The 25,353-nt window shown below is 73.3% G+C and carries 19 protein-coding genes and 1 tRNA gene; 15 read left to right on the top strand and 5 right to left on the bottom strand.

The window, feature by feature from the left end; translation table 11 throughout:
- Positions 1–28: 28 nt before the first annotated feature.
- From ACWEEU_RS03935 to ACWEEU_RS03945, 3 genes are read left to right on the top strand one after another with little or no spacing between them, the layout of a single operon-like run.
- Positions 29–229 (top strand): DUF4244 domain-containing protein, encoded by a 201-nt coding sequence (locus ACWEEU_RS03935; RefSeq protein WP_385749336.1) that lies wholly within the window; start codon positions 29–31, stop codon positions 227–229.
- A gap of 22 nt (positions 230–251) precedes the next feature.
- A complete protein-coding gene (locus tag ACWEEU_RS03940) occupies positions 252–608 on the top strand; it encodes a TadE family type IV pilus minor pilin (RefSeq protein ID WP_451728154.1) in 357 nt (118 codons plus the stop codon).
- Positions 605–1,039, top strand: a complete 435-nt coding sequence (locus ACWEEU_RS03945) for an Rv3654c family TadE-like protein (RefSeq protein WP_451728157.1) — start codon at positions 605–607, stop codon at positions 1,037–1,039. The genes ACWEEU_RS03940 and ACWEEU_RS03945 overlap by 4 nt, the downstream gene beginning before the upstream one ends.
- Here ACWEEU_RS03945 and ACWEEU_RS03950 read toward each other — a convergent pair.
- Positions 1,009–3,555: a DEAD/DEAH box helicase gene (locus ACWEEU_RS03950; protein WP_451728160.1), complete on the bottom strand. Its 2,547-nt coding sequence runs from the start codon at positions 3,553–3,555 to the stop codon at positions 1,009–1,011. The genes ACWEEU_RS03945 and ACWEEU_RS03950 overlap by 31 nt on opposite strands.
- 82 nt (positions 3,556–3,637) lie before the next feature.
- Here ACWEEU_RS03950 and bldG point away from each other — a divergent pair, with 82 nt between their 5' ends.
- From bldG to ACWEEU_RS04005, 11 genes are all read left to right on the top strand, one after another.
- Complete coding sequence (gene bldG, locus ACWEEU_RS03955) at positions 3,638–3,979, top strand: anti-sigma factor antagonist BldG (protein WP_018547960.1); 342 nt, start codon at positions 3,638–3,640, stop codon at positions 3,977–3,979.
- A gap of 151 nt (positions 3,980–4,130) precedes the next feature.
- Positions 4,131–4,568, top strand: a complete 438-nt coding sequence (locus ACWEEU_RS03960; protein ID WP_385749329.1) for an ATP-binding protein — start codon at positions 4,131–4,133, stop codon at positions 4,566–4,568.
- Positions 4,569–5,010: 442 nt separating this feature from the next.
- Positions 5,011–7,419 (top strand): sodium-translocating pyrophosphatase, encoded by a 2,409-nt coding sequence (locus tag ACWEEU_RS03965; RefSeq protein ID WP_451728165.1) that lies wholly within the window; start codon positions 5,011–5,013, stop codon positions 7,417–7,419.
- Between the two features lie 258 nt (positions 7,420–7,677).
- Positions 7,678–8,268, top strand: a complete 591-nt coding sequence (locus tag ACWEEU_RS03970; RefSeq protein ID WP_385749325.1) for a small secreted protein — start codon at positions 7,678–7,680, stop codon at positions 8,266–8,268.
- A gap of 126 nt (positions 8,269–8,394) precedes the next feature.
- Complete coding sequence (locus tag ACWEEU_RS03975) at positions 8,395–9,912, top strand: DUF7059 domain-containing protein (protein WP_451728169.1); 1,518 nt, start codon at positions 8,395–8,397, stop codon at positions 9,910–9,912.
- 262 nt (positions 9,913–10,174) lie between these two features.
- Positions 10,175–10,372, top strand: coding sequence for a hypothetical protein (locus ACWEEU_RS03980; protein ID WP_385749320.1), 198 nt, complete (start codon positions 10,175–10,177; stop codon positions 10,370–10,372).
- Between the two features lie 237 nt (positions 10,373–10,609).
- Positions 10,610–13,441: a type I DNA topoisomerase gene (gene topA / locus ACWEEU_RS03985; protein WP_385749318.1), complete on the top strand. Its 2,832-nt coding sequence runs from the start codon at positions 10,610–10,612 to the stop codon at positions 13,439–13,441.
- Between the two features lie 185 nt (positions 13,442–13,626).
- Positions 13,627–16,755: a dTMP kinase gene (gene tmk / locus ACWEEU_RS03990; protein ID WP_451728174.1), complete on the top strand. Its 3,129-nt coding sequence runs from the start codon at positions 13,627–13,629 to the stop codon at positions 16,753–16,755.
- A 180-nt stretch (positions 16,756–16,935) separates the two neighbouring features.
- Positions 16,936–18,141, top strand: a complete 1,206-nt coding sequence (locus ACWEEU_RS03995; RefSeq protein WP_385749176.1) for a DNA polymerase III subunit delta' — start codon at positions 16,936–16,938, stop codon at positions 18,139–18,141.
- 107 nt (positions 18,142–18,248) lie between these two features.
- Positions 18,249–19,886 carry an alpha/beta hydrolase gene (locus ACWEEU_RS04000; protein ID WP_451728178.1) on the top strand — a complete coding sequence of 546 codons (1,638 nt, stop codon included), beginning with the start codon at positions 18,249–18,251 and terminating at the stop codon, positions 19,884–19,886.
- A 102-nt stretch (positions 19,887–19,988) separates the two neighbouring features.
- Positions 19,989–20,062: transfer RNA gene (locus ACWEEU_RS04005), tRNA-Thr, on the top strand.
- Between the two features lie 71 nt (positions 20,063–20,133).
- Here the strand turns inward: ACWEEU_RS04005 and ACWEEU_RS04010 are convergent.
- A complete protein-coding gene (locus tag ACWEEU_RS04010) occupies positions 20,134–21,792 on the bottom strand; it encodes a bifunctional 3'-5' exonuclease/DNA polymerase (RefSeq protein ID WP_451728181.1) in 1,659 nt (552 codons plus the stop codon).
- Positions 21,793–21,884: 92 nt separating this feature from the next.
- Positions 21,885–22,676, bottom strand: coding sequence for a Clp protease N-terminal domain-containing protein (locus tag ACWEEU_RS04015; RefSeq protein WP_451728184.1), 792 nt, complete (start codon positions 22,674–22,676; stop codon positions 21,885–21,887).
- A gap of 143 nt (positions 22,677–22,819) precedes the next feature.
- Between ACWEEU_RS04015 and ACWEEU_RS04020 the strand changes: the two genes are divergently transcribed.
- Complete coding sequence (locus ACWEEU_RS04020) at positions 22,820–23,935, top strand: DUF2786 domain-containing protein (RefSeq protein WP_385749185.1); 1,116 nt, start codon at positions 22,820–22,822, stop codon at positions 23,933–23,935.
- A gap of 63 nt (positions 23,936–23,998) precedes the next feature.
- Here ACWEEU_RS04020 and ACWEEU_RS04025 read toward each other — a convergent pair whose 3' ends face one another.
- Both ACWEEU_RS04025 and ACWEEU_RS04030 read right to left on the bottom strand, forming a co-directional pair.
- Complete coding sequence (locus ACWEEU_RS04025; protein WP_385749187.1) at positions 23,999–24,526, bottom strand: DUF4232 domain-containing protein; 528 nt, start codon at positions 24,524–24,526, stop codon at positions 23,999–24,001.
- A gap of 202 nt (positions 24,527–24,728) precedes the next feature.
- Positions 24,729–25,241 (bottom strand): hypothetical protein, encoded by a 513-nt coding sequence (locus ACWEEU_RS04030; RefSeq protein ID WP_451728189.1) that lies wholly within the window; start codon positions 25,239–25,241, stop codon positions 24,729–24,731.
- Positions 25,242–25,353 lie beyond the last annotated feature (112 nt).

Below are 25,353 nucleotides of genomic sequence, written 5' to 3' on the forward strand. Positions count from 1 at the left end.
GACAGGCTTCGCAGGAAGGGAACTTGAGATGCGACAGAAGGCAGGACGGGTGTGGCGGCGGTTGCGGGAGCGGTGTCGTGAGGACGCCGGAATGGTGACCTCCGAGTACGCCATGGGGATCATCGCGGCGGTCGGGTTCGCGCTGCTCCTCTACGAGGTCGTCACCAGCGGGCAGGTCAAGGCGGAGCTCCAGGGCATCGTGAAACGGGCGCTCAGTGCGCACACATGAGCCGCGCGGGGACCGGGGGTTCGTGACCGCCGAGGCGGCCATGGCGCTGTCCGTGCTGGTGGCGTTCGTCATGGCGCTGGTCTGGGGGCTGCTCGTGGTCGCCGCCCAGATCCGGTGCGTGGACGCCGCCCGCGCGGGCGCCCGGGCCGCCGCCCGGCAGGACCCGCGGGACGCGGTGCTGCGAGTGGCCCGCGAGACGGCACCGGAGGGCGCCGAGGTGAGTGTCGGCCGCGAAGGTGACCACGTCCGGGTGACCGTGGTGGCCAGACCTCCGGTGCTGAGCGGGCTGCCGTTCGACGTACGGGAGGAGGCGGTGGCCGATGCGGAGGACGCCGTCGGCGGCGGGGGGACACCGGCCGGGGAAGGGAGTGAGCGATGAAGTGCCGGGACGGTACGGCTCGTTCGGGGCGGGGCGACCGTGGCTCCGCGACCGTCTGGAGCCTCGGGGCCGTCGCGGTGCTGTGTGTGGTGTTCGGCGCGGTGCTCGCCCTCGGGCACGCCGTCGTCGTACGGCACCGGGCGGCCGGCGCGGCGGACCTCGCGGCGCTCGCGGCGGCGGACCACTGGGCCGAGGGCGCCGAGGCGGCGTGCGCCCGGGCCGAGCGGGTGGCCACCGCACAGGGCGCGCGCCTCGTGCGGTGCGCGATCTCCGGGGAGATCTCGGACGTGAGCGCGGGTGCGGGACGGGAGCCGTTCTCGGCGGAGGTCAGATCGAGGGCGGGTCCGCCGGTGGGGTCCGCGGGGCCGGAGGCAGACCGCGAGGCGGCCGTGCCGCCCGCTCACTCGCCGACGCGCTCCCCACCCGGCTGAGGGCCGGCCTTCTCGGCCACCTCCGCCTCGGCACCGTTCGCCCCGGCCGCCGCCCCCGCGTCCTCCGTCTCCGACGCCCCCCGCAGCAGCACCCCCAGCAACCGCACGGCCCCCCGTTTGTGCAGCGGGTCGTTGCCGTTGCCGCACTTGGGGGACTGGATGCAGGACGGGCAGCCCGCGTCGCATTCGCAGGAGGCGATGGCCTCGCGGGTGGCGGTGAGCCAGGAGCGGGCGGTGTGGAAGGCGCGTTCGGCGAAGCCCGCCCCGCCGGGGTGGCCGTCGTAGACGAAGACGGTGGGCAGCAGGGTGTCGGGGTGGAGGGGGACGGAGACGCCGCCGATGTCCCAGCGGTCGCAGGTGGCGAAGAGGGGGAGCATGCCGATCGAGGCGTGTTCGGCGGCGTGCAGCGAGCCGCCGAGGATCTCCGGGCTGATCCCCGCCTGGTCGAGCTGGTCCTCGGTGACCGTCCACCACACCGCGCGGGTGCGCAGCGTGCGGGGAGGGAGGTCCAGTTTCGTCTCGCCGAGCACCTCACCGGTGATCAGGCGTCTGCGCAGGAAGGAGACCACTTGGTTGGTGACCTCGACGGAGCCGTAGCAAAGGCGCCCGTCGCCCCACGGGATCTCGGTGTCCGTCTCCAGGACGGAGATCGAGGTGGTGTCACGGGCGACGGTGGAGTAGGGCGGGTCGGCCCGTTCCACCAGGGCGACGGAGTGCTTCAGGTCGAGGGAGCGCACGAGATAGGTGCGGCCCTGATGGAGGTGGACGGCGCCCTCGTGGACGGTGGAGTGCGCGGAACTCGCGTCCACCGTGCCGAGCAGATGCCCGGTGCCCTCCTCCACGACCTGCACCGGGGGTCCGCCCTCGCCGCGGATGTCGGTCAGGTCGGCGGCGCGTTCGCGGCGGGTCCAGTGCCAGGCGCGGGTGCGGCGGCGCAGCAGCTTCGCGGCCTCCAGTTGGGGCAGCAGCTCGGCGGTCGCGGGGCCGAAGAGGTCGAGGTCGGTCTCGGTGAGCGGGATCTCGGCGGCGGCGGCGCACAGGTGCGGGGCGAGGACGTAGGGGTTGTCGGGGTCCAGAACCGTGGACTCCACCGGACGGTCGAACAGGGCCTCGGGGTGGTGGACGAGGTAGGTGTCCAGCGGGTCGTCGCGGGCGACCAGCACCGCCAGCGCGCCCTGCCCGGCCCGGCCGGCGCGGCCCGCCTGCTGCCACAGGGAGGCCCGGGTGCCGGGGTAGCCCGCGATGACCACCGCGTCCAGGCCGGAGACGTCCACGCCGAGTTCCAGGGCGGTGGTGGCGGCGAGCCCGAGGAGTTCGCCGGAGTGCAGGGCACGCTCCAGGGCGCGGCGTTCCTCGGGGAGGTAGCCGCCCCGGTAGGCCCGGACCCGCCCGGCCAGCGAGCGGTCGACCTCGGCCAGCCGTTCCTGGGCGATGACCGAGATCAGCTCGGCGCCGCGCCGGGAGCGGACGAAGGCGACCGAGCGCACGCCCTGCACGGCGAGGTCGGTCAGCAGGTCGGCTGTCTCGGCGGTGGCCGTGCGCCGCACTGGGGCGCCCTTCTCGCCGTGCAGCTCGGTGAGCGGGGGCTCCCAGAGGGCGAAGACGAGTTCGCCGCGCGGAGAGGCGTCGTCGGCGACCTCGACCACCGGCAGCCCGGTCAGCCGCCCGGCGGACACGGCGGGCTCGGCGGAGGTGGCCGAGGCGAGCAGGAAGACGGGGGAGGAGCCGTAGCGGGCGCACAGACGGCGCAGCCGACGCAGCACCTGGGCGACGTGCGAGCCGAAGACGCCCCGGTAGGTGTGGCACTCGTCGATGACGACGTACCGGAGCGACTTCAGGAAGGAGGACCAGCGGGGGTGGGCGGGGAGGATTCCCCGGTGGAGCATGTCGGGGTTGGTGAGCACGTAGTTCGCGTGCTGGCGGACCCACTCGCGTTCCTCGAAGGGGGTGTCGCCGTCGTAGACGGCTGCGCGCACCGCCGTGCCGAGCGGGCGGGCGAGTTCGCGCACCGCGCGGCACTGGTCGGCGGCCAGGGCCTTGGTGGGGGAGAGGTACAGGGTGGTCGCGCCGCGGCCGTTCGGCGCCTCGGAGCCGTCCAGGAGCGCGGAGAGCACCGGGACGAGGTAGGCCAGGGACTTGCCGGAGGCGGTACCGGTGGCGACGACGACCGAATCGCCGTCCAGCGCGTGCTCGGCGACGCGTGCCTGGTGGGCCCACGGATGCTCGATCCCGCACGCCTGGACGGCCGCGACGACCTCGGGGCGAATCCGGTCGGGCCAGACGGCATGGCGGCCCGCACGCGGGGGCAAGTGCTCCGTATGAGTGATGCGCGCGGACCTGCTCGGGCCGGAGGCGAGCCTGCCCAGGACCGTCCCCGGGGACGGGTGGGACGCCGGGTCCGGCTGGGATCGGTCGGGTCGGTGATTCTTGGCCATCGGCACCGAGTGTGTCACCGGCTTGACGGACAATGGAGCCAAGGCGTCGTGCACACCTGCCGGTAAGTGATTGAATGCCATCGCGGCTGGCGTTGCGTCCCGGGGGCCGCAAGCCGAGATGTCCCGAGGGACGACCGCTCGATAGCAAGGTGCTGGAGGTTCCGTGGACCTGTCCCTGTCGACCCGTACCGTCGGCGATCGCACGGTCGTCGAGGTCGGTGGCGAAATCGATGTGTATACCGCGCCCAAGCTGCGCGAGCAGTTGGTCGAGCTGGTGAACGACGGGAATTTCCACCTCGTCGTCGACATGGAGGGCGTGGACTTCCTCGACTCCACCGGTCTCGGCGTGCTGGTCGGCGGCCTGAAGCGGGTGCGTGCCCACGAGGGCTCGCTGCGCCTGGTGTGCAACCAGGAGCGCATCCTGAAGATCTTCCGCATCACCGGTCTCACCAAGGTGTTCCCGATTCACACCTCGGTCGAGGAAGCGGTGGAGGCCACCGACTGATTCCGGACCGTTCGCCGAGTCCGGGCCCCGCGGCCCGGACCTGGCCGGTCCTGTCCCGTGCCGTGTGCCGGGGCACAGAAGTACAACGTGGGGTGCGGGCTTTCGGCTGCCCCGCCCCCGTATCGCACGCCCGTAGTCGCGAGGGGGATGCATGGCCACCGTCGAACTCCGCTTCAGCGCGCTGCCCGAGCACGTCCGTACCGCCCGTCTCGTGGCGGCAGCGGTGGCGCGCCGGGCCGGAGTGGACGAGGCCGTGCTGGACGAGGTCCGGCTCGCCGTGGGCGAGGCCTGTTCCCGCGCCGTCGGGCTGCATCAGAGCGGGGGCATCACCGAACCGGTGAAGGTCGCGCTGATCGAGGAGGAGAAGCTGTTCTCCATCGAGGTCGGCGACGAGGCCCCGCACGCGGTCGCCGCCGAGCGGGTGGCGGGCGGTCCCGCGTCCGACGCGGACGTGGAGGCCGAGGAGGACGAGATGGGCCTCGCGGTCATCAGCGGCCTCGTGGACGACGTCAAGGTCACCACCGGCCCGGACGGCGGTCTGATCCGCATGTCCTGGCCGACGGTTCCCCCGGTCACCCCGCTTCTCTGACCCCACCCCCGCCGCACACGCATCACCACCCAGGGCCCTGCCGAGCAGGGCCCTTCGTGCTGCCCCCGCGCTGCCACGCCGCCACGCGCGCCCCCTCTTCCGCGCCTCCCGGCACCCGCCCCGCCTGCCGTCTCGCGAGCCCCCGGCACCGCCACACCCCCACCGCGCCGCCCCGCAGGGCACTCCTTGCGCCGTCCCGCCCACCGGTCCCGGAATTCGTGAAGGAATTCACGAGTAATTCCGATCAAGGGAAACCCCTGCCGGCACTTCGCCGAAACCCCGTCGGGACCCCGCCGGAAATGCCTCAGCGCTATTACGCCGTTCGGGTTCTCGGTCCTTGTTCCGGTCCCGATCATTTGCTAAAGAGCAGGTGCCGGGCAATTCTGTTTACCGTGCCCTGTGCTGATCATTACGAGCTCAGCCCAAGCCTCAAGGAGGACGAATGGCGGGGCTTTCCCTCCCTCAGCCGGAACACTCCATACCCCTCGCGGCAGCGGTCCTGACCGACGACAACCGGATCATGGTCGCGGTGATCGCGGCCGTCGCCGTGGCCGCGCTCGTCGTCGCGGGCATCCTGGTGCGCCAGGTGCTGGCCGCCGACGAGGGCACCGAGTCGATGAAACGGATCGCGGAGGCGGTCCAGGAAGGCGCCAAGGCGTATCTCGCACGGCAGCTGCGCACACTCGCCGTATTCGCCGTGGTCGTCTTCTTCCTGCTTCTGCTGCTGCCCGCCGACGACTGGAATCAGCGGGCCGGGCGATCCGTGTTCTTCCTGATCGGCGCGGTGTTCTCCGCGGCCACCGGATATATCGGCATGTGGCTCGCGGTGCGCAGCAATGTGCGCGTCGCCGCGGCCGCCCGGCGGGCCACTCCCGCGCGGGGTGAACCGGAAAAGGATCTCACCGTCGTATCGCACACGGCGATGAAGATCGCATTTCGCACGGGCGGCGTCGTCGGCATGTTCACCGTCGGCCTCGGCCTGCTCGGCGCCTCCTGCGTGGTGCTGGTCTACGCGGCCGACGCGCCCAAGGTGCTGGAGGGCTTCGGCCTCGGCGCCGCGCTCATCGCGATGTTCATGCGTGTGGGCGGCGGCATCTTCACCAAGGCCGCCGACGTGGGCGCCGACCTGGTCGGCAAGGTCGAGCAGGGCATCCCGGAGGACGACCCGCGCAACGCCGCGACCATCGCGGACAACGTGGGCGACAACGTCGGCGACTGCGCGGGCATGGCGGCCGACCTCTTCGAGTCCTACGCCGTCACCCTGGTCGCCGCGCTGATCCTCGGCAAGACCGCCTTCGGGGACGCCGGCCTCGCCTTCCCGCTGCTGGTGCCCGCCATCGGCGTGGTCACCGCCATGATCGGCATCTTCGCGGTCGCCCCGCGCCGCGCCGACCGCAGCGGTATGAGCGCGATCAACCGGGGCTTCTTCATCTCGGCGGTGATCTCCCTGGCGCTCGTCGCCGCCGCCGTCTTCACCTATCTGCCCTCCCGCTACGCGGACCTCAAGGGCGTCACCGACGTCGCGATCCGTGCCAAGGACGGCGACCCGCGCATCCTCGCGGTGGTCGCGGTGGCCATCGGCATCCTGCTCGCCGCCGTCATCCAGCAGCTCACCGGCTACTTCACCGAGACCACCCGCCGCCCGGTCCGCGACATCGGCAAGACCTCGCTCACCGGTCCGGCCACCGTCGTGCTCTCCGGCATCTCCATCGGTCTGGAATCGGCGGTGTACACCGCGCTGCTGATCGCGCTGAGCGTGTACGGCGCGTTCCTGCTCGGCGGTACGTCGATCATGCTCGCCCTGTTCGCGGTCGCCCTGGCCGGCACCGGGCTGCTCACCACGGTCGGCGTGATCGTCGCCATGGACACCTTCGGGCCGGTCTCCGACAACGCGCAAGGGATCGCCGAGATGTCCGGCGACGTCGAGGGCGCGGGCGCCCAGGTGCTCACCGACCTCGACGCGGTCGGCAACACCACCAAGGCGATCACCAAGGGCATCGCGATCGCCACCGCCGTCCTCGCGGCGTCGGCGCTCTTCGGGTCGTACCGGGACGCGATCACCACCAACGTGCGGGACGTGGGGGAGAGGCTGAGCGGGCCGGGCTCGCCGCTCACCCTGTCCATGGACATCTCCCAGCCCAACAACCTCGTGGGTCTGATCGCGGGCGCCGCGGTCGTCTTCCTCTTCTCCGGACTCGCCATCAGCGCCGTGTCCCGGTCGGCCGGTTCGGTGGTCTTCGAGGTGCGGCGGCAGTTCCGCGAGAAGCCCGGGATCATGAACTTCACGCAGAAACCGGAGTACGGCCGCGTCGTCGACATCTGTACCAAGGACGCGCTGCGGGAGCTGGCCACGCCAGGACTGCTCGCCGTCATGGCACCGATCTTCATCGGGTTCACCCTCGGCGTCGGCGCGCTCGGCGCCTACCTCGCGGGCGCCATCGGCGCGGGCACCCTCATGGCGGTGTTCCTCGCCAACTCTGGCGGCGCCTGGGACAACGCCAAGAAGCTCGTGGAGGACGGCCACCACGGCGGCAAGGGCAGTGAGGCCCACGCGGCCACGGTGATCGGCGACACGGTGGGCGACCCCTTCAAGGACACGGCGGGCCCGGCCATCAACCCGCTGCTGAAGGTCATGAACCTGGTCTCGCTGCTCATCGCGCCCGCGGTGATCAAGTTCTCCTACGGCGCCGACAAGAGCACGGCCGTACGGGTCGTGGTCGCGGTGCTCGCGCTCGCGGTGATCGTCGTCGCGGTGTACGTGTCCAAGCGGCGCGGCATCGCGGTGGGCGACGGGGACGACGAGGACGAGGGCGAGATATCCAACTCGACGCCCCCGGCGGTCGTTTCGTAGGGGACGTGGGGACAGCCCGGTCAACGGGCGGGCGGGCGGTACGTGCTGACGTACCGCCCGCCCGTCGCGTGTGGGGACGGCACGCTCCCCCTCCCCGTGGGCGCCCGGCACGTCTCCTGTGGGCATCCGCACGCCGTGAGCCTTCTCTCCTGCGGTGCGAAGCATGACAAAAGCCGACGTAGGGGGCGTTCGCCAAGGGGAAGGTGTGGTCCGGCGTGTAGATTCCGGGGGCCGAGAGCCAGGGAAGGGAACGATCCTGTGAACAAGAAGCTCGCGGCCGCGCTGTCCGGCGGTGCGGTACTCATAGTCGCGCTGACCGGATGCGGCGGCAAGAGCGAGGGACCCGACCCCAAGCTGGGGGTCTGGGCCAAGTCGGTGTGCGACGCCGTACCCGCTCAGGACAAGAAGATCAGCGCCGCCAACGCCTCCATCGCGAAGATCGCCTCCGACAGCGACCTCGCGCCGAAGGACGCCAAGGAGACCTACTCCCAGGCGTTCCAGGACATGTCCGAGGGCTACAAGGCGATCGCCGACGCCATCAGCCACGCCGGCGCGCCCCCCGGCGTCCAGGACGGCGCCAAGCGCCAGCAGGACGCGGTGAAGAACCTCAACGACCTGTCCACGTCGTACGCCGACCTGAAGAAGAAGGTCGACGACCTGGACACCAAGGACCAGGGCGAGTTCGCCAAGGGCCTGCACGACGTCGCCGACCGCACCAAGGCGATCGGCCGGCAGAGCGACAGCGGCACCGAGGCGCTCAAGCGCCTGGAGCAGGGCGACGTCCGCGAGGCGATCGCGGAGCAGCCGAGCTGCAAGTCCTCGGGTTCGGCGCCCGCGCAGGCGGGCTGACGGCGGCGCCGCGGGCCGGGCGCGCGACGAAGCCGCCCAAGCCCGCTGCCCGGCGCCCCGCCCGGAGTCCGGACGCCCCGGCCGGGCGACACCGGTCACCCCGGTGCGGCGGGCCACAATGGGGACGTGACTGACACCGGCTCCGCTCCCCTGCCCGCCGCCGACCGCCCCGGCACCACCGCCCTGCTGCGTGACGCCCTGCTCGCGGCCTCCTTCACCGCCGACGGTCTGCTCGACCTGCTCGGTGCCCCCGCGTACGCCGCGCTGGCCCGCAGCGAGACCGTGCCCGCGCTCCGGGCGACCCGCGGCGACACGCCGCTGGAGGCGCTGGTGCGGCTCTTCCTGCTCCAGCAGCCCGTGCCGTCCGCGCGTCTGGCCGGCGTCCTCCCCGTCGACGACGCGGTGGACGCGGGCTGGCTCACGCGCGTGGGCGACGAGGTGGCCGCGACGGTGGACGTGCGGCCCTACGGCGGTCCGGACGGCGAGGACTGGTTCATCGTGTCCGACCTGGGCTGCGCGGTCGGTGGCGCGGGCGGCATCGGACAGCGCGCCGAGAACGTCGTCCTCGGTGTGGGCGGCGCCTCCACGACGCTGGCCGGGATCACCGTGCGCACGCCCGTCGGCTCCGCGCTCGACCTCGGTACCGGCTCCGGCATCCAGGCGCTGCACGCCGCCCAGCACGCCACGCGCGTGACGGCCACCGACCTCAACCCGCGCGCGCTGCACATCACCGCCCTCACCCTCGCGCTCTCCGGCGCGCCCGCCGCCGATCTGCGCGAGGGCTCGCTGTTCGAACCGGTGCGCCAGGACGAGACGTTCGACCTGATCGTCTCCAACCCGCCCTTCGTCATCTCGCCCGGCGCCCGCCTTACCTACCGCGACGGCGGGATGAGCGGGGACGATCTGTGCCGCACGCTCGTGCAGCAGGCGGGGGACCGGCTGAACGAGGGCGGGTTCGCGCAGTTCCTCGCCAACTGGCAGCACGTGGAGGGGGAGGACTGGCAGGAGCGGCTCAGGTCGTGGGTGCCGCGCGGGTGCGACGCGTGGATCGTGCAGCGCGAGGTGCAGGACGTCACGCAGTACGCCGAGCTGTGGCTGCGGGACGCCGGGGACCACCGCGAGGACCCGGCGGAGTATCAGGCGCGGTACGACGCCTGGCTCGACGAGTTCGAGGCGCGCAAGGTCAAGGGGATCGGCTTCGGCTGGATCACCCTGCGCAAGACCTCGGCGGCCGAGCCGTCCATCGTCGTGGAGGAGTGGCCGCACGCGGTCGAACAGCCCCTCGGCGACGCGATCCGGGCGCACTGCGAGCGCGTCGCCCATCTGCGCGAGCACGACGACGCCGCTTTGCTGGAGGGGCACTTCAAGCTGGCCGCCGAGGTGGTCCAGGAACAGGTCGGGCTCCCCGGTGCCGAGGACCCCGAGCATGTGGTGCTCCGTCAGCACCGGGGCATGTGCCGCGCCACCAAGGTCGACACCGTCGGCGCGGGCTTCGCGGGCGTCTGCGACGGCACGCTGAGCGCGGGCCGCATCCTGGACGCGATCGCCCAGCTCGTCGGCGAGGACCCGGTGGCCCTGCGCGACCGCACCCCGGCCCAGATCCGGCTGCTGGTGGAGCAGGGCTTCCTGGAACCGGTCGGCTGACCGGCACGGAAAAGGGCGGGTACGGCTGCCGTAGCCGCCCTCGCCGCGCCTGCGTAACCGCCACCCGATCTTCGCCGTACGCCGGAGACTCCGTGCCGCGCGCCGGAAACGGCGGGAGAACGGCCGGAAAGACGCGCCCCCGACCTCGCCCCGGCCGGGCGGAGCCGGCCGTTCACCCGGATGTCGCCCCCCTGTCGATCGCCCGTGGCACGCTCCCCGCGCCGAAGCAGGCCGAAGCGGGGAAGAGAGGGGCGGGCGGGGCATGGAGAGCGGTCCGGCGGTGTTCGCGGGAGTGGTGTTCGCGCTGTTCGGAGGAGGTCTGCTGGTGTGGACCGGGGTCCGGGTACGCCGGGGGGAGCCGGTGGCCCAGGGGGTCGGGCAGACCCTGTCGGCGAGCCTCGCCGGAGCCGGTGGAGCCGTGGCGCTCGGACTCGCCGCGTACTGCCTCACCCGTCTGTGACATCCGGGGCGGAGCGTCGCGCTCCGGACGCGGGCCATGGACCTGCCGGGCACTCCGGGCGGCAGGAATACCGGTAGTCGGGTTACCGTTCGAGTGGCCGTTGTGGGCTTTTCCCGTTTGACACGGGGGCGGGATGTACCGTCACACTCCGCAGCGTCACACGTGCCAGAAGCACGCCGCGACCCCGGGACCAAGGCCCTGGGGAGGCCACAGCGTCGACCGGAGAGAAGAGCGAAGTTGTCCCCGACCAGCGAGACCGCACAGGGCGGCCGCCGACTCGTCATCGTCGAGTCGCCTGCCAAGGCGAAGACGATCAAGGGTTACCTCGGCCCCGGCTACGTAGTCGAGGCGAGCGTCGGGCACATCCGGGACCTTCCCAGCGGCGCCGCGGAGGTGCCGGAGAAGTACACCGGTGAGGTCCGCCGCCTCGGTGTGGACGTGGACCACGACTTCGCGCCGATCTATGTCATCAACGCGGACAAGAAGGCACAGGTAAAGAAGCTCCGGGACCTGATGAAGGACTCCGTCGAGCTCTTCCTCGCCACCGATGAGGACCGCGAGGGCGAGGCCATCGCCTGGCACCTCCAGGAAGTCCTCAAGCCGAAGATCCCCGTCAAGCGGATGGTCTTCCACGAGATCACCAAGGACGCGATCCGCGAGGCCGTCGCCAACCCGCGCGAGCTGAACAAGAAGCTGGTCGACGCCCAGGAGACCCGCCGCATCCTCGACCGCCTCTACGGTTACGAGGTCTCGCCGGTCCTGTGGAAGAAGGTCATGCCGAAGCTGTCGGCGGGCCGCGTCCAGTCGGTGGCCACCCGGCTCATCGTCGAGCGCGAGCGCGACCGCATCGCCTTCCGCTCCGCCGAGTACTGGGACCTGACCGGCACCTTCGCCACCGGCCGCGCCGGTGACCCCTCGGACCCGTCGTCCCTGGTCGCTCGCCTCCAGACGGTCGACGGCCGCCGGATCGCGCAGGGCCGCGACTTCGACTCCCTCGGGCAGCTCAAGAGCCCGAACACCCTCCACCTGGACGAGGCGAACGCCCGCGCGCTCGCCGCCGCCCTGGAGACCACCCGGTTCTCCGTGCGCTCGGTCGAGTCCAAGCCGTACCGCCGCTCGCCGTACGCCCCGTTCCGTACGACCACGCTGCAGCAGGAGGCCAGCCGCAAGCTCGGCTTCGGCGCGAAGGCGACCATGCAGGTCGCCCAGAAGCTGTACGAGAACGGCTACATCACCTACATGCGCACCGACTCCACGACGCTCAGCGACACCGCTGTCGCCGCGGCTCGTGCGCAGGTCACCCACCTGTACGGCGCCGACTACCTCCCGCCGCAGCCGCGGACCTACGCGGGCAAGGTCAAGAACGCCCAGGAGGCGCACGAGGCGATCCGCCCCTCCGGCGACCGCTTCCGCACGCCCGCCGAGACCGGTCTGACCGGCGACCAGTTCAAGCTGTACGAGCTGATCTGGAAGCGCACCGTCGCCTCCCAGATGAAGGACGCGGTCGGCAACAGCGTCACCGTCAAGATCGGCGGCACCTCGTCCGACGGCCGGGACGTGGAGTTCAGCGCCTCCGGCAAGACGATCACCTTCCACGGCTTCCTCAAGGCGTACGTCGAGGGCGCCGACGACCCGAACGCCGAGCTGGACGACCGCGAGCGCCGGCTGCCCCAGGTGGCCGAGGGCGACCCGCTGGCCGCCGACTCGATCACGGTCGACGGCCACGCCACCAAGGCCCCGGCCCGCTACACCGAGGCGTCCCTGGTCAAGGAGCTGGAAGAGCGCGAGATCGGCCGCCCGTCGACCTACGCCTCGATCATCGGCACGATCCTGGACCGCGGCTACGTCTTCAAGAAGGGCACGGCCCTGGTGCCGTCCTTCCTCTCCTTCGCCGTGGTCAACCTGCTGGAGAAGCACTTCGGCCGGCTCGTCGACTACGACTTCACCGCCCGCATGGAGGACGACCTCGACCGCATCGCACGCGGCGAGGCCCAGTCCGTGCCGTGGCTCAAGCGCTTCTACTTCGGCGAGGGCCTGGAGGACTCCGGCGCCGCCGCCGACGCGGGCAACGGCGACGGTGACCACCTCGGCGGCCTCAAGGAACTGGTCACCGACCTCGGCGCGATCGACGCCCGCGAGGTGTCCTCCTTCCCTGTCGGCGACGGCATCGTGCTGCGCGTGGGCCGCTACGGCCCGTACATCGAGCGGGGCGAGAAGGACACCGAGCAGCACCAGCGCGCCGACGTCCCCGAGGACCTGGCGCCGGACGAGCTGAGCGTCGAACTGGCCGAGGAACTGCTGGCCAAGCCCAGCGGCGACTTCGAGCTGGGCGCCGACCCGGTCACCGGCCACCAGATCATCGCCAAGGACGGCCGCTACGGCCCCTACGTCACCGAGGTGCTCCCCGAGGGCACCCCGAAGACCGGCAAGAACGCGGTCAAGCCGCGCACGGCGTCCCTCTTCAAGTCCATGGCGCTCGACACGGTCACCCTCGACGACGCCCTGAAGCTGATGTCGCTGCCCCGCGTGGTCGGCACCGACGCCGAGGGCGTGGAGATCACCGCGCAGAACGGCCGCTACGGCCCGTATCTGAAGAAGGGCACGGACTCGCGCTCGCTCACCTCCGAGGACCAGATCTTCACGATCACCCTGGAGGAGGCGCTGGCGATCTACGCCCAGCCCAAGCAGCGTGGCCGGGCCGCCGCCAAGCCCCCGCTGAAGGAACTGGGCGAGGACCCGGTCTCCGGCAAGCCGGTCGTGGTCAAGGACGGCCGCTTCGGTCCGTACGTCACCGACGGGGAGACCAACGCCACCCTGCGCTCCGGCGACAGCGTGGAGGAGATCACCCCGGAGCGCGGCTTCGAACTGCTCGCCGAGAAGCGGGCCAAGGGCCCCGCCAAGAAGACGGCGAAGAAGGCCACCGCCAAGAAGACCGCCCCGGCGAAGAAGACCGCCGCCAAGAAGACGACGGCGAAGAAGACGACGGCCAAGAAGACGACCACGGCGAAGAAGACCGCCGCGGCCGCCAAGAAGACGGCCTCCTCCGGCTCCTCCGGCACGGAGGACTGAGCCCGCGGGAACACCTCCCGTACGAGCCTCGGGGACGCTTCTCCCCACGCCCCGGTACCCGCCCGCGCGGTGCCGGGGCGTCGGCGTGTCGCCGGGATGTGAGCACCCGGTGCACGTCCGGGGCAGAGCGGGACCGAGGGGGCAAGGAGGGCATGGGTGTCGGCGGCTGCGGATAGGCTGAACGCATGACGCGAGCCGAGCAGCCAACGGCCCCCACCCCAGCACCGGACGACGCACTGGTCGCGGATTCCCGCGAACGCGCCGTCCGTTCCCTGCTGCGCCGACCGGACCTGCGACGCCTGTGCGGCGCACACCTCGTGAGCGGTACGGGCGACGCCCTGGCCCTGCTCGTGCTGGTCCTCCTCGTCCTCCAGGCGGCGGTGTCGCAGAGCGCCTTCGGCGGGGGGTACCGGGGCGTGGCCTTCGCCGTCGCGGTCGTCTTCGCGGTGCGCGTGCTGGCCACCCTGCTCTTCGGCGCCGTCCTGCTCGGCCCGATGAGCACCCTGACCGCGCCGGACGGCCCGCTGGACCGCCGCTGGACCATGGTCGGCGCCGACGCCGTGCGCGCCGCGCTGCTGCTGGTCGCGCCCCTGTGGATCGACTGGACGCCGGACAACGCGCTCGCCGTCCTGCTCGTCACCGCCTTCGTCACCGGTGTGGCCGAGCGGCTGTGGACGGTGTGCCGCGAGAGCGCGGCCCCCGGGCTGCTGCCCGCCCCGCCGCCCGAGGGCGCGACCGTGCGCCCGCTGCCGGACCACCTGGACGCCCTGCGCCGCCTCGCGCTGCGCACCGGCTTCCTCGCCGTCCCGCTGGCGGCCGCCGCGCTGGTCGTCGCCTCCCTGTTCAACAACCTGCTGGCCACCGGCATCACCTGGTTCGACCAGCACCACGCGGCGCTCGCGTCGTACGTGGCGGCCGGACTGTTCGCCGCCTCCCTGTCCGTGCTCAGCGCCCTGAAGCTGCCCGGCACGCGCACCCCGCGCGCGCGGTCGCCGCTGGAGGGCCTGCGCCGTCCGCGCACCGCCGCCGGTGTGGACAAGGGCCGCACCGGTGCCGTGCTGCCGCTCGTCATCGCGTGCGCCGCCGTGGCCGGGGCCATCGCCGCCGCCGTCTCGGTGTGCGTGCTGCACGCCACCGACCTGGGCGGCGGCCCGGTGCTCTACGGCCTGCTGGTGCTCGGCCTGACCGTCGGCGTCGGCGTCGGCATCCGCACCGCGCCCGCGCTGCTGTCCTCCCTCTCGCGCCGCAGGTTCCTCGCGCTGGCCATAGCGGTCACCGGCATCGCCCTGCTGGCCGCGGGTCTCGTCCCGGACGTCACCACGGTGCTGCTCCTGGTCACCCTCGCCGGTGTCGCCGCGGGCGTGTCCGCGAACACCGGGCACGCGCTGCTCGACCAGGAGACCGAGGAGTCGCGCCGGGCCCGGATCACCGAGCACCTGCACGCGGTGGTCCGCGTCTTCATGGCGCTCGGCGTCCTGATCGCCCCCGTGGTCGCCGGGCTCATCGGCCGCCACCGGCTGGAGAGCGGCCGCTTCGTCTTCGCGCACGGCGGCGCCTCGTTCACCCTCATGCTGGTCGGCGCGCTGCTGCTGCCGATCGCCGTGCTGGTCCTCGCCAAGGTCGACGACCGCTCCGGCATCCCGCTGCGCCAGGACCTCAAGGACGCCCTGCTCGGCGGGGACGACCCGGTGACGGCCCCCGCGGCGAACGGATTCTTCATCGCCCTGGAGGGCGGCGACGGCGCCGGCAAGTCCACCCAGGCCGAGGCGCTCGCCGAGTGGATCCGCGGCAAGGGCCACGAGGTCGTCCTCACGCGCGAGCCGGGCGCCACCCCCGTGGGCAAGCGGCTGCGCTCGATCCTGCTCGACGTGTCCTCGGCGGGCCTGTCCCACCGCGCGGAGGCCCTGCTCTACGCGGCCGACCGCGCCGAGCACGTGGACACCGTCGTACGGCCCGCCCTGGAGCGCGGCGCGGTCGTCATCTCGGACCGTTACATCGACTCGTCCGTCGCCTACCAGGGCGCGGGCCGTGATCTCTCCCCGACCGAGATCGCCCGCATCAACCGCTGGGCCACCCATGGACTGGTCCCGCATCTGACCGTGCTGCTCGACGTGCCGCCGGAGACCGCCCGCGAGCGGTTCACCGAGGCGCCGGACCGCCTGGAGTCGGAGCCCGCCGAGTTCCACGCGCGCGTGCGCTCCGGCTTCCTCACCCTCGCCGCCGCCGACCCCGGCCGCTATCTGGTCGTCGACGCGGGGCAGGAGCCCGAGGCCGTCACCACCGTGATCCGGCACCGGCTCGACGTCGTCCTCCCGCTCTCCGAGGCCGAGATCAAGGCTCAGGAGGAGGCCCGGAAGAAGGCCGAGGAGGACGCGCGCCGCAAGGCCGAGGAGGAGGCCGCGCGCAAGGCCGAGGAGGAGCGCCAGGAGCGCGAGCGCCAGGAGGCGCTGGCCCGGCTGCGCGCCGAGGAGGAGGAGCGCAAGCGGCGCGAGCTGGAAGAGGCCCAGCGCCGCGAGGCCGAGCGGCAGGCGGAGGAGGCCAGGCGCCGGGCCGAGGAGGCACACCGGCGCGCCGAGGAGGAGCGGCAGCGGCTGCTCGCCGAGGAGAAGGCCCGCGCCGCCGAGGAGGCGCGCCGCAGGGCGGACGAGGAGCGCCGCCGCCGCGAGGCCGAGGAGGAGGCCCGGCTGCGTGCCGAGGCCGAGGCCCTGCGCCTGGAGAAGCAGCGCAAGGCCGAGGAGGCCCTGCTGCGCGCCGAGGAGGCCCGTCGGCACGCCGCCGAGGCGGCCGCGGCGGCCCAGGAGGCGGCCCGCCGCCGTGGCGCCCCGCGGCCGGCCGACCGGTCCACGCCCCCGGAGGCGACGACCATGCCAACGCCCGTGATCTCACTGAACAAGGACGACGCGCCGCGCTCCGCGCCCCGCGCGGTGGACGAGACGGTCCCGACCCCGGTCGTCGACCCGGACGCCGACCGTACGGCCGTGCTGCCCCCGGTGCGCGACGAGCGCCGCGAAGCCGAGGTCACCGCCGAGGTGCCGAGGCCCCCGGCGGGCGCCACGGACGAGACGGCCGTGCTGCCGCAGGTGCCGTCCGGCTCCTTCCGCGACGCGCGGTCCGGCGCCGACGACAGCACCCGCGAGATGCCCCAGCTCGACGCCGACGGCCGCCCGCGCCGCCCGCGCCCCGACTGGGCCGAGGAGACCCCGCTGGACGACCTGCCGTCGCTGGCGGACGAACTGCTCGGCTCGTACGACGAGCGCGAGTACGGCGCCGGTGGCGAGGACGAGGGGCGGCGCGGCCGCAACCGCCGTCGCTGAGCGGCACGGGTCCACCGGACAGGGGCGGCGCCCCCGGAGCCACTTCACGGCTTCGGGGGCGCCGCCTTTTCCGCTGCCTGCCCGGCGCTCGTTGTCGGGGTTGTCGGTGCTCCCCCGCACAATGGAGGCCGGATCCGCGCGGTGCGGCGTGCGCGGTGTGACGGAAGGGCGGCGTGACCCATGACCGTATGGGACGACCTCGTCGGGCAGGAGAAGGTCGGCGCGGTGCTCGAGGGCGCCGCGCGGGACGCCGACGCGCTCGTCACGGCCGCCTCCGCCTCCGAGCCGCTTCCGGAGTCGTCGCGGATGACCCACGCCTGGCTGTTCACGGGGCCGCCCGGCGCGGGCCGCAACCAGGCGGCGCGCGCCTTCGCCGCCGCCCTCCAGTGCGTGAGCCCCGACCGCGCCCTCGGCGGCGTGCCCGGCTGCGGCTTCTGCGACGGCTGCCACACCGCGCTGCTCGGCACCCACGCGGACGTCACCTCGGTGGCCGCAGTGGGCGCGGAGATCCTGGTCAGGGACATGCGCGACACGGTCCGCAAGTCCTTCACCGCCCCGGCGAACGGCCGCTGGCAGATCATCCTCGTGGAAGACGCCGAACGGCTGAACGAGAAGTCGGCCAACGCCGTCCTCAAGGCCGTCGAGGAGCCCGCCCCCCGCACGGTGTGGCTGCTGTGCGCGCCCTCCATCGAGGACGTACTGCCCACGATCCGCTCCCGCTGCCGCCACCTGAACCTGCGCACGCCCCCCGTGGACGCCGTCGCCGACATGCTGGTGCGCCGCGACGGTATCGAGCCCGAGGTCGCCGCTGCCGCCGCGCGCGCCACCCAGGGGCACGTCGACCGCGCCCGGCGTCTGGCCACCGACCCGGCGGCCCGTGAGCGCCGCGCCGCCGTGCTCAGGCTGCCGCTGCGCCTGAGCGAGGTCGGAGCCTGCCTCAAGGCCGCCCAGGAGCTGGTCGACGCCGCCGCCGAGGACGCCAGGCAACTGGCCGAGGAGATGGACGGCAAGGAGTCCGAGGAGCTCAAGGCGGCGCTCGGCGCGGTCCAGGGCGGGCGGCTGCCGCGCGGCACGGCGGGCGTGATGAAGGACCTGGAGGACATGCAGAAGCGCCGCAGGACCCGTACGCAGCGCGACAGCCTCGACGTGGCCCTCGGCGACCTCACCGGCTTCTACCGCGACGTCCTCGCCCTCCAGCTCGGCTCCCGCATCGCGCTGGCCAACACCGACGCCGAGGACGCGCTCGACCGCATCGCCCGCTCCACCTCCCCCGAGTCCACCTTGCGCCGCATCGAGGCGATCGCCGCGTGCCGGGAGGCGCTGGACCGCAACGTGGCTCCGCTGCTCGCGGTGGAGGCGATGACCATGGCGCTGCGGGCGGGGTGAGCCGGGGGCGCGAGGCGGGGGGTCACCGCCACACGGCGCCGTCCCCCGTACGAGGCACGCGCGGCACCCAACGTGTCCGTACCGTCGCGCAAGGTTACGCTCGCCTGATGCAGACCGAGCCTTCTCCGCGCCGGTTCTCCCGGACGCTGTCCCCGGGGCCGCGCGCGCCCCGTACCGCCGGCACCCGTGCCCGCGCCACCGCGGCTCTCCTCGCGGCGGCCGCGCTGCTGCTGACCGCCTGCTCGGCCACCGGCCCGACCGACGCCTCGGCCGCCGGGACGGTCCAGGGCGCGGTGCTGCCCCCGCTGCCGAAGGCGACTCCGGCCGCGCTCGCGCCGTACTACTCCCAGCGGCTGAGCTGGCGCGCGTGCGGCGCCGCCGGTTTCCAGTGCGCGACCTTCAAGGCGCCGCTCGACTACGACAAGCCGTCCTCCGGCGACGTCAAGCTGGCCGTCGTCCGCAAGAAGGCCACCGGCAAGGCGAAGCCGCTCGGCTCCCTGCTGGTGAACCCGGGCGGTCCGGGCGGCTCGGCGATCGACTACCTCCAGCAGTACGCGGCGCTCGGCTATCCGGCCGAGGTCCGCGCCCGGTACGACATGGTCGGCACGGACCCGCGCGGGGTCGGCCGCAGCGATCCGGTCGAGTGTCTCGACGGCCGTCAGATGGACGCCTTCACCGAGACGGACCTGACCCCCGACAGCCCGGAGGAGACGGACGCGCTGGTCGCGGCGGACAAGGGCTTCGCGGAGGGCTGCGGCGCGCACTCGGCGCGGCTGCTGCGGCACGTCTCCACCGTCGAGGCGGCCCGTGACATGGACATCCTGCGCGCCCTGCTCGGCGACAAGAAGCTGAACTACGTGGGCGCCTCGTACGGCACGCTGCTGGGCGCGACCTACGCCGGGCTGTTCCCGCAGCGCACCGGCCGCCTGGTGCTGGACGGCGCGATCGACCCCGCCCTGGACGCCCGCCAGGTGAACCTGGACCAGACGACGGGCTTCGAGACGGCCTTCCAGGCGTTCTCCCGGGACTGCGTGAAGCGGGCCGACTGCCCGCTGAACAGCAAGGACCACACCCCGGACCAGGTCGGACAGCGCCTGCAGTCGTTCTTCCGGCAGCTCGACGCCCACCCCCTTCCGACGGGCGACGCGGACGGCCGCGAGCTGGGCGAGTCGCTGGCGACCATCGGCGTGGTCGCGGCGATGTACGACCAGGGCCTGTGGGAGCAACTGCGCGAGGCCCTGAAGTCGGCCATGGACGAGCACGACGGCGCGGGACTGCTGGCTCTGGCCGACCTCTACTACGAGCGCGACGCCAAGGGCCACTACAGCAACCTCATGATGGCCAACGCGGCCGTGAACTGCCTGGACCTCCCGCCCGCCTTCTCCGGCCCGGACCAGGTGGCCAAGGCCGTCCCGCAGTTCCGCAAGGCGTCCCCGATCTTCGGCACCAGCCTCGCCTGGGCCTCCCTGAACTGCACCTACTGGCCGGTCAGGGCCGCTGGCACCCCGCACCGCATCGAAGCCGCGGGCGCCGCCCCGATCGTGGTCGTCGGCACGACCCGCGACCCCGCGACCCCCTACCGCTGGGCCCAGTCCCTCTCCCGCCAGCTCGCCTCGGGCCGCCTCCTGACCTACGAGGGCGACGGCCACACCGCCTACGGCCGCGGCAGCACCTGCATCGACTCAGCGATCGACACCTACCTCCTCAAGGGCACCCCGCCCGCCCAGGGCAAGCGCTGCACCTGACCTCCCCGGCTCACCGGCCCCCGCCCGGGGGCCGGTACGACCACCCCTCGAACCTGTGTAGACTTACCGACGTTGCCACGCACCCCGGTGCACGCGCAGCACGCCGCTTTAGCTCAGATGGCCAGAGCAACGCACTCGTAATGCGTAGGTCTCGGGTTCGAATCCCGAAAGCGGCTCAGTACCAGGAACCCCAGGCCGGTGTCGGCCCGGGGTTCCTGTCGTTTCCGGGGGCGCGGTGTCCGCCCGCTCACTTCGCGTCCGCGTAGCACTCCACCGCGGCCGTCGTGAACGGGAAGCGGACCGGGGTGTCGCCGAAGGTGAGGCGGGCCGCCAGGGTCGAGGCGTCCTGGATCGCCTGGACGACCTGGGCCGTCTCATCGGCCGGGCAGTGGACGATCACTTCGTCGTGCTGGAAGAAGACCAGTTCGGCGGCGAGGGGGGCGCAGGCGCGGCGGAGGGCGGCCAGGAGAAGGAGGGTCCAGTCGGCGGCGCTGCCCTGCACGACGAAGTTGCGGGTGAAGCGGCCGCGGGCGCGGGCGCCCCCGCCGTCGTGGGCGGGGGAGTCGTCGAGGGGGATGCCCGCCTCCTCCGCCGCGTCCGGGGACGTCATCGCGGGTGGGCAGGTGCGGCCGAGCCAGGTGCGGACCAGGCGGCCCTCCTCGCCGGCGCGGGCGGCGTCGTCCACGTAGGCGACGGCCGCGGGGTAGCGGCGGCGCAGGGCGGCGAGGTTCTTCAGCCCGTCGCCGGAGGTCTGGCCGTACATCGCGCCGAGCACCGCGAGCTTGGCCTGGTCGCGGTCGCCGGAGAAGGCACGGTCGGAGACGGACTGGTAGAGGTCGCTCTCGCGGGAGGCCACCTCCATGAGCGCCGGGTCGCGGGAGATCGCCGCCAGGACGCGGGGTTCCATCTGGTCGGCGTCGGCCACCACCAGCCGCCAGCCCGGGTCGGCCACCACCGCGCGCCGGATCACCTTGGGGATCTGCAGCGCGCCCCCGCCGTTCGTCACCCAGCGGCCGGTGACCGTGCCGCCCGCCTGGAACTCGGGGCGGAAGCGGCCGTCGCGCACCCAGTCGCGCAGCCAGGACCAGCCGTGCGCCACCCAGATGCGGTACAGCCGCTTGTACTCGAGGAGAGGTGCCACCGCCGGGTGGTCCACCGAGCGCAGCTCCCAGCGGCGGGTGGAGGTCACCTTGATGCCCGCCTTCGCGAACGCCTTGACCACCTCGGCGGGCAGGTCGGGGCGCACCCGGTGGCCGAAGGCCGCCGAGACCTCGTCCGCCAGCTCGGCGAGACGGCGCGGCTCGCCCCCGCCCGCGTACCGCTCGCCGAGCAGGTCGCGCAGTACCTCGCGGTGGACCTCGGCGCTCCAGGGCAGGCCCGTGCGGTTCATCTCGGCCGCCACCAGCATCCCGGCCGATTCGGCCGTGGTCAGCAGGTGCATCCGGTCCGGGTGCGCGGTGCGGTCGTGTCTTCGGTGCTGGTCGGCGTAGACCTCCAGGAGGTCCTGGAGGGGCATGTGGGTGGCCGCCGGTTCGAAGAGGGACGACTGCGCGCCCCGGTCCGCCGGGCGGTGCGGCGGGTCGGGTGGCACGGGGCCGCCCCGGAGGCGGGCCAGGGCCGCGGCGGCCGAGCGCGGCTCGCCGTGACGTCCCTCGTGGCCCAGCAGGAGTGTCTCGGCGTCCTCGACGTCGTAGCACCGCTCGACTCGCACCCCCGTGGCGAGCAGTCGCGGGTAGACCTCGGCGGTCGACCGCCACACCCAGCGCGTCACCTCCGGGCGGCTCCGCACCGCCTCGGCGAGATCGCTCTCGCGACGCACCGGACCGGCGGCCAGCCCGTCCGGACCGAGGGGGGCGACGTCCACGCCACCGTCCTCGGCCGGAGCGAGCGCCCACCGGTCGGCCATGTACGCGAGTGTGCCAGGAGGGTCTGACAACGGGACTGCCTACGGGATCGGGGTGGCGGGCGTCCCCGTGCGGAGCCGTCCGCCGTAGCCGGTCAGCCCCGCGCCGCGTCCCCGTCCGTGTCGTCCGGGTGCACCGCCGCCTCCGCCGCCGCGGAGGCCGCGGTGCTCTGCTCCAGGACGGCCGCGAGGACCCGGTTCACGTACTGCTCGCTCGCGTCCTTGGTGATGCCGAGCCCGCTGAGGACGCCCTCGCCGTTCTCGTGCTCCAGCAGAGCGAGCAGGATGTGCTCGGTGCCGACGTAGTTGTGGCCGAGGCGGAGCGCCTCGCGGAAGGTCAGTTCCAGGACCTTCTTGGCGGCAGGCCCGTAGGGGACGAGGTCGGGGACCTCCTCGGCCTCGGGCGGGAGCGCGGCGGTCGCGGCCTGGCGTACGGCGTCCAGGAGCACGCCCTGGTCGACGATCGCCTTCGCGGCCAGACCCTCCGGCTCGGCCAGCAGTCCGAGGACCAGGTGCTCGGGGCGGCCCTCCGGATTGCGGGCCGCGACGGACTCGCTGTGCGCGGCCATGACCACGGCCCGCGCACGCGGGGTGTAGCGGCTGAAGCCCTGACTCAGGTCGAGGTCCGCCGACTCCTTCGCGACGAACCGCTTCTGTGCCGCCTGCCGGGTCACGCCCATGCTCTTGCCGATGTCGGTCCAGGACGCGCCCGAGCGCCGGGCCTGGTCCACGAAGTGGCCGATCAGATGGTCGGCCACGTCACCGAGGTGATCGGCGGCGATCACCGCGTCCTGGAGCTGGTCGAGGGGTTCGGGGTGCACCTTCTTGATGGCCGCGATGAGGTCGTCGAGGCGCACGGATGACGTGATGTCGGGGTTGGTCGCCATGTGTCAACCGTAAGTTGACACCCCTTCGCTGTCAACTAGCAGTTGACACATGTTCGGGGTGGATTTCCGGAAGGAAGTCGTCCGTCCACAGGCTGTGGACAAATTTTGGCGGGCTGTCGGCCCGGCGTGACACGATCGACGGCGTGACCAGCACTGCCAGCACCGTCGAGCGCGCCTTCCGGGCCGCCCTCTACGACGACACCGACTCCGGCCTCGACACCGGCGCCTCCCTGCTCGCCGCCGACCCCGCCGCCGACGCGGAACTCGCCCGGCGCGGCGAGGAGTTCGTCGCCACGGCCTGGCGTCGCGGCTGGCAGCCCGCCGACGTCGTACGGCTCGTACGGCGGGAGCTGGACGACCTCCACACACGGCTCGCGGCCGCCCTGATCCAGGCTCAGGCGGGTGAGGACCGAGCGCGCGGGCACCGCTGGGCCGCGCAGCTCGACGCCCTCCGCGAGCACACGGCCGCGCCCGCGCGCGGCAGCGACCGCTTCTCGCACGCCACGGCCGTCCTGGAGCTGTACCGCCTGCTGCTGCGGCTGCCCGCCCTGGAACCGCTGGAGGAGCCGCGCCGTGCCGCGAGCCCCGAGGCGTCCCGCACGCTCGGCCGGATCCGCGCCCTGCTCGCCAAGGCCGAGGCCACCCCCTACCCGGAGGAGGCGGAGGCCCTGACCGCCAAGGCGCAGGAGCTGACGGCGCGCTACAGCGTGGACGAGGCGCTGCTCGCCGCCGCCGCGCCCGCGCCGGACGCCCCCGGCGCCTGCCGGATAGGCGTCGAGCCGCCGTACGAGCAGGCCAAGGCCGTCCTGCTCGACGCCGTCGCCCGCGCCAACCACTGCCGTGCGGTGTGGAACGAGCCGTTCGCCTTCTCCACGGTCGTCGGTTTCGAGGCGGACCTGGAGGCGGTCGAGCTGCTCTACACCTCGCTGCTGGTGCAGGCCACGCACGCGATGGCCAAGGCGGAGGCGGCGCAGCGGGCGGGCGGACGCAAGCGCACCAAGACCTTCCGGCAGTCGTTCCTCGCGGCCTACGCCCACCGCGTCGGCGACCGGCTCGCCGCCGTGGCCGAGACCCAGGTGACCCAGGACCTCCTGCCGGTCCTGGCCACCCGGGACATAGCCGTCACCGACCGGATGGAGCGCCTGTTCCCGGAGACCACCACGACCCGGCTGCGCGGCGTCAGCGACGCTGCCGGGTGGACGGAGGGTGCCCGTGCGGCGGACGAGGCGCAGGTGCGAGCCCGGCGCCGACTGGACTGACGGCTCCCACCGGGGCGGCAGCCCCGGCTGGAGCGGCCGGCCCGGCCGGCCCGTACGGCGTCCTCAGTCGCCGACCTGCTGGAAGGCGCCGACCGACGCGTCCGGGGTGGCCTTGCCGGCCTTGGCCGCGACCGGGCCGTACTTCCACGGGAAGCTCTGCGGCTCGCCGCCGCCCGGCAGCGTGATCTCCACCGTGGCCGCCTTCGCGCCCTTGGCGCCGGCGTCCGCGCCGCGCACGTAGCTGATGGTGAAGCTCGCCGAGTCGCCCTTGGCGAGCTTCAGCTTCTGCGCCGTGGCGCCCTCCTGGACGGGCAGCTTCTCCGTGCGGCCGCCCTGGTGGAGGGTGACGCCGGGGAAGTGGTCCAGGGTGCAGGGCGCGCTCTGGTTGGTGATGCTCACCGGCACCTGGCCGCTGTCCCCGGCGGCGGGGGCGACGCTCGCGGAGCCCACCTGGAGCGAGACCGAGCCGGCCGCGCAGGCCGCGCCTGCCTTGCTCTCGGAGCCGCCCGCCCCGCTGCCGCCGCCGTTGTCGCAGGCGGTCAGGGCGAGAGCGGCGGCGAGGGCGGTGAGGGTGAGCGGAATGGCGCGCATGAACTGGTCCCATCGAGGGTCGTGACGGTCTCCCCGCATCATCGCCCCTGCGCGCGCACCCCGAGTACGCGCCCCCGGCGGATTCACCGCTTCAGGCAGGATTCCGGGCAGCGCCGGGCGCGGGGTGCCCGGACCGCGTATGGCCGGACGCCGGGCAGGCGCCCGCACCCGGCCGCCCGCCCTGCCGCCCCGCCCCGTAGGTCTACTGCCCCAGCCCCGAAGGCAGCCCGGACGGCAGCCCCGAAGGCAGCGTTCCGCCCTCTGCCTTCGTGTACGTCTCCTTCCCGGCCCGCCCAGACCAGGTGATCTTCAGGGAGTTCTTGCTCACCGAGTCGACCATGCCCGTGCTCCGGTGCTCGGAGTCGCCCTTGCAGGTGAGGTGGATCATCCGCATCCCGGACTCCTCGCCCGCCGTGCCGCTGCACACCGCGCCGCCCGTCGCGAAGAGCCCCGCCTGCTTGCCGGTGACCACCAGGGCCACGATCCTGCCGCCGCTGGTGGTGATCCAACTGCCCTGGATCTCCGGGACGGCGCCCCCGGCACCGCCCTCGGAGCCGCCGTCGGTCGCGGAACCCGTGGCGGTGGGCGCCGCGCTCGCCGTGGGAGAGCCGTCCGAGGACGTGCCACCCCCGTCACCTCCGCCGCACCCGCTCAGCACCAGCGCGCCGATCACCCCGGCCGCCGCCGCACCGGCTCGCACACGCGCCGCGCGCATGTCCGTACCCCTGCCCCTCGCCGTAGCCGTAGCCGTAGCCGTAGCCCCAGTCACGTCACGCTCCCAAGCCGTAGCGGGTCGCCCGGGGCGGGAGCCCGCGGACCGCGCAGCA

It is taken from the genome of Streptomyces sp. NPDC005004 (assembly GCF_053600675.1).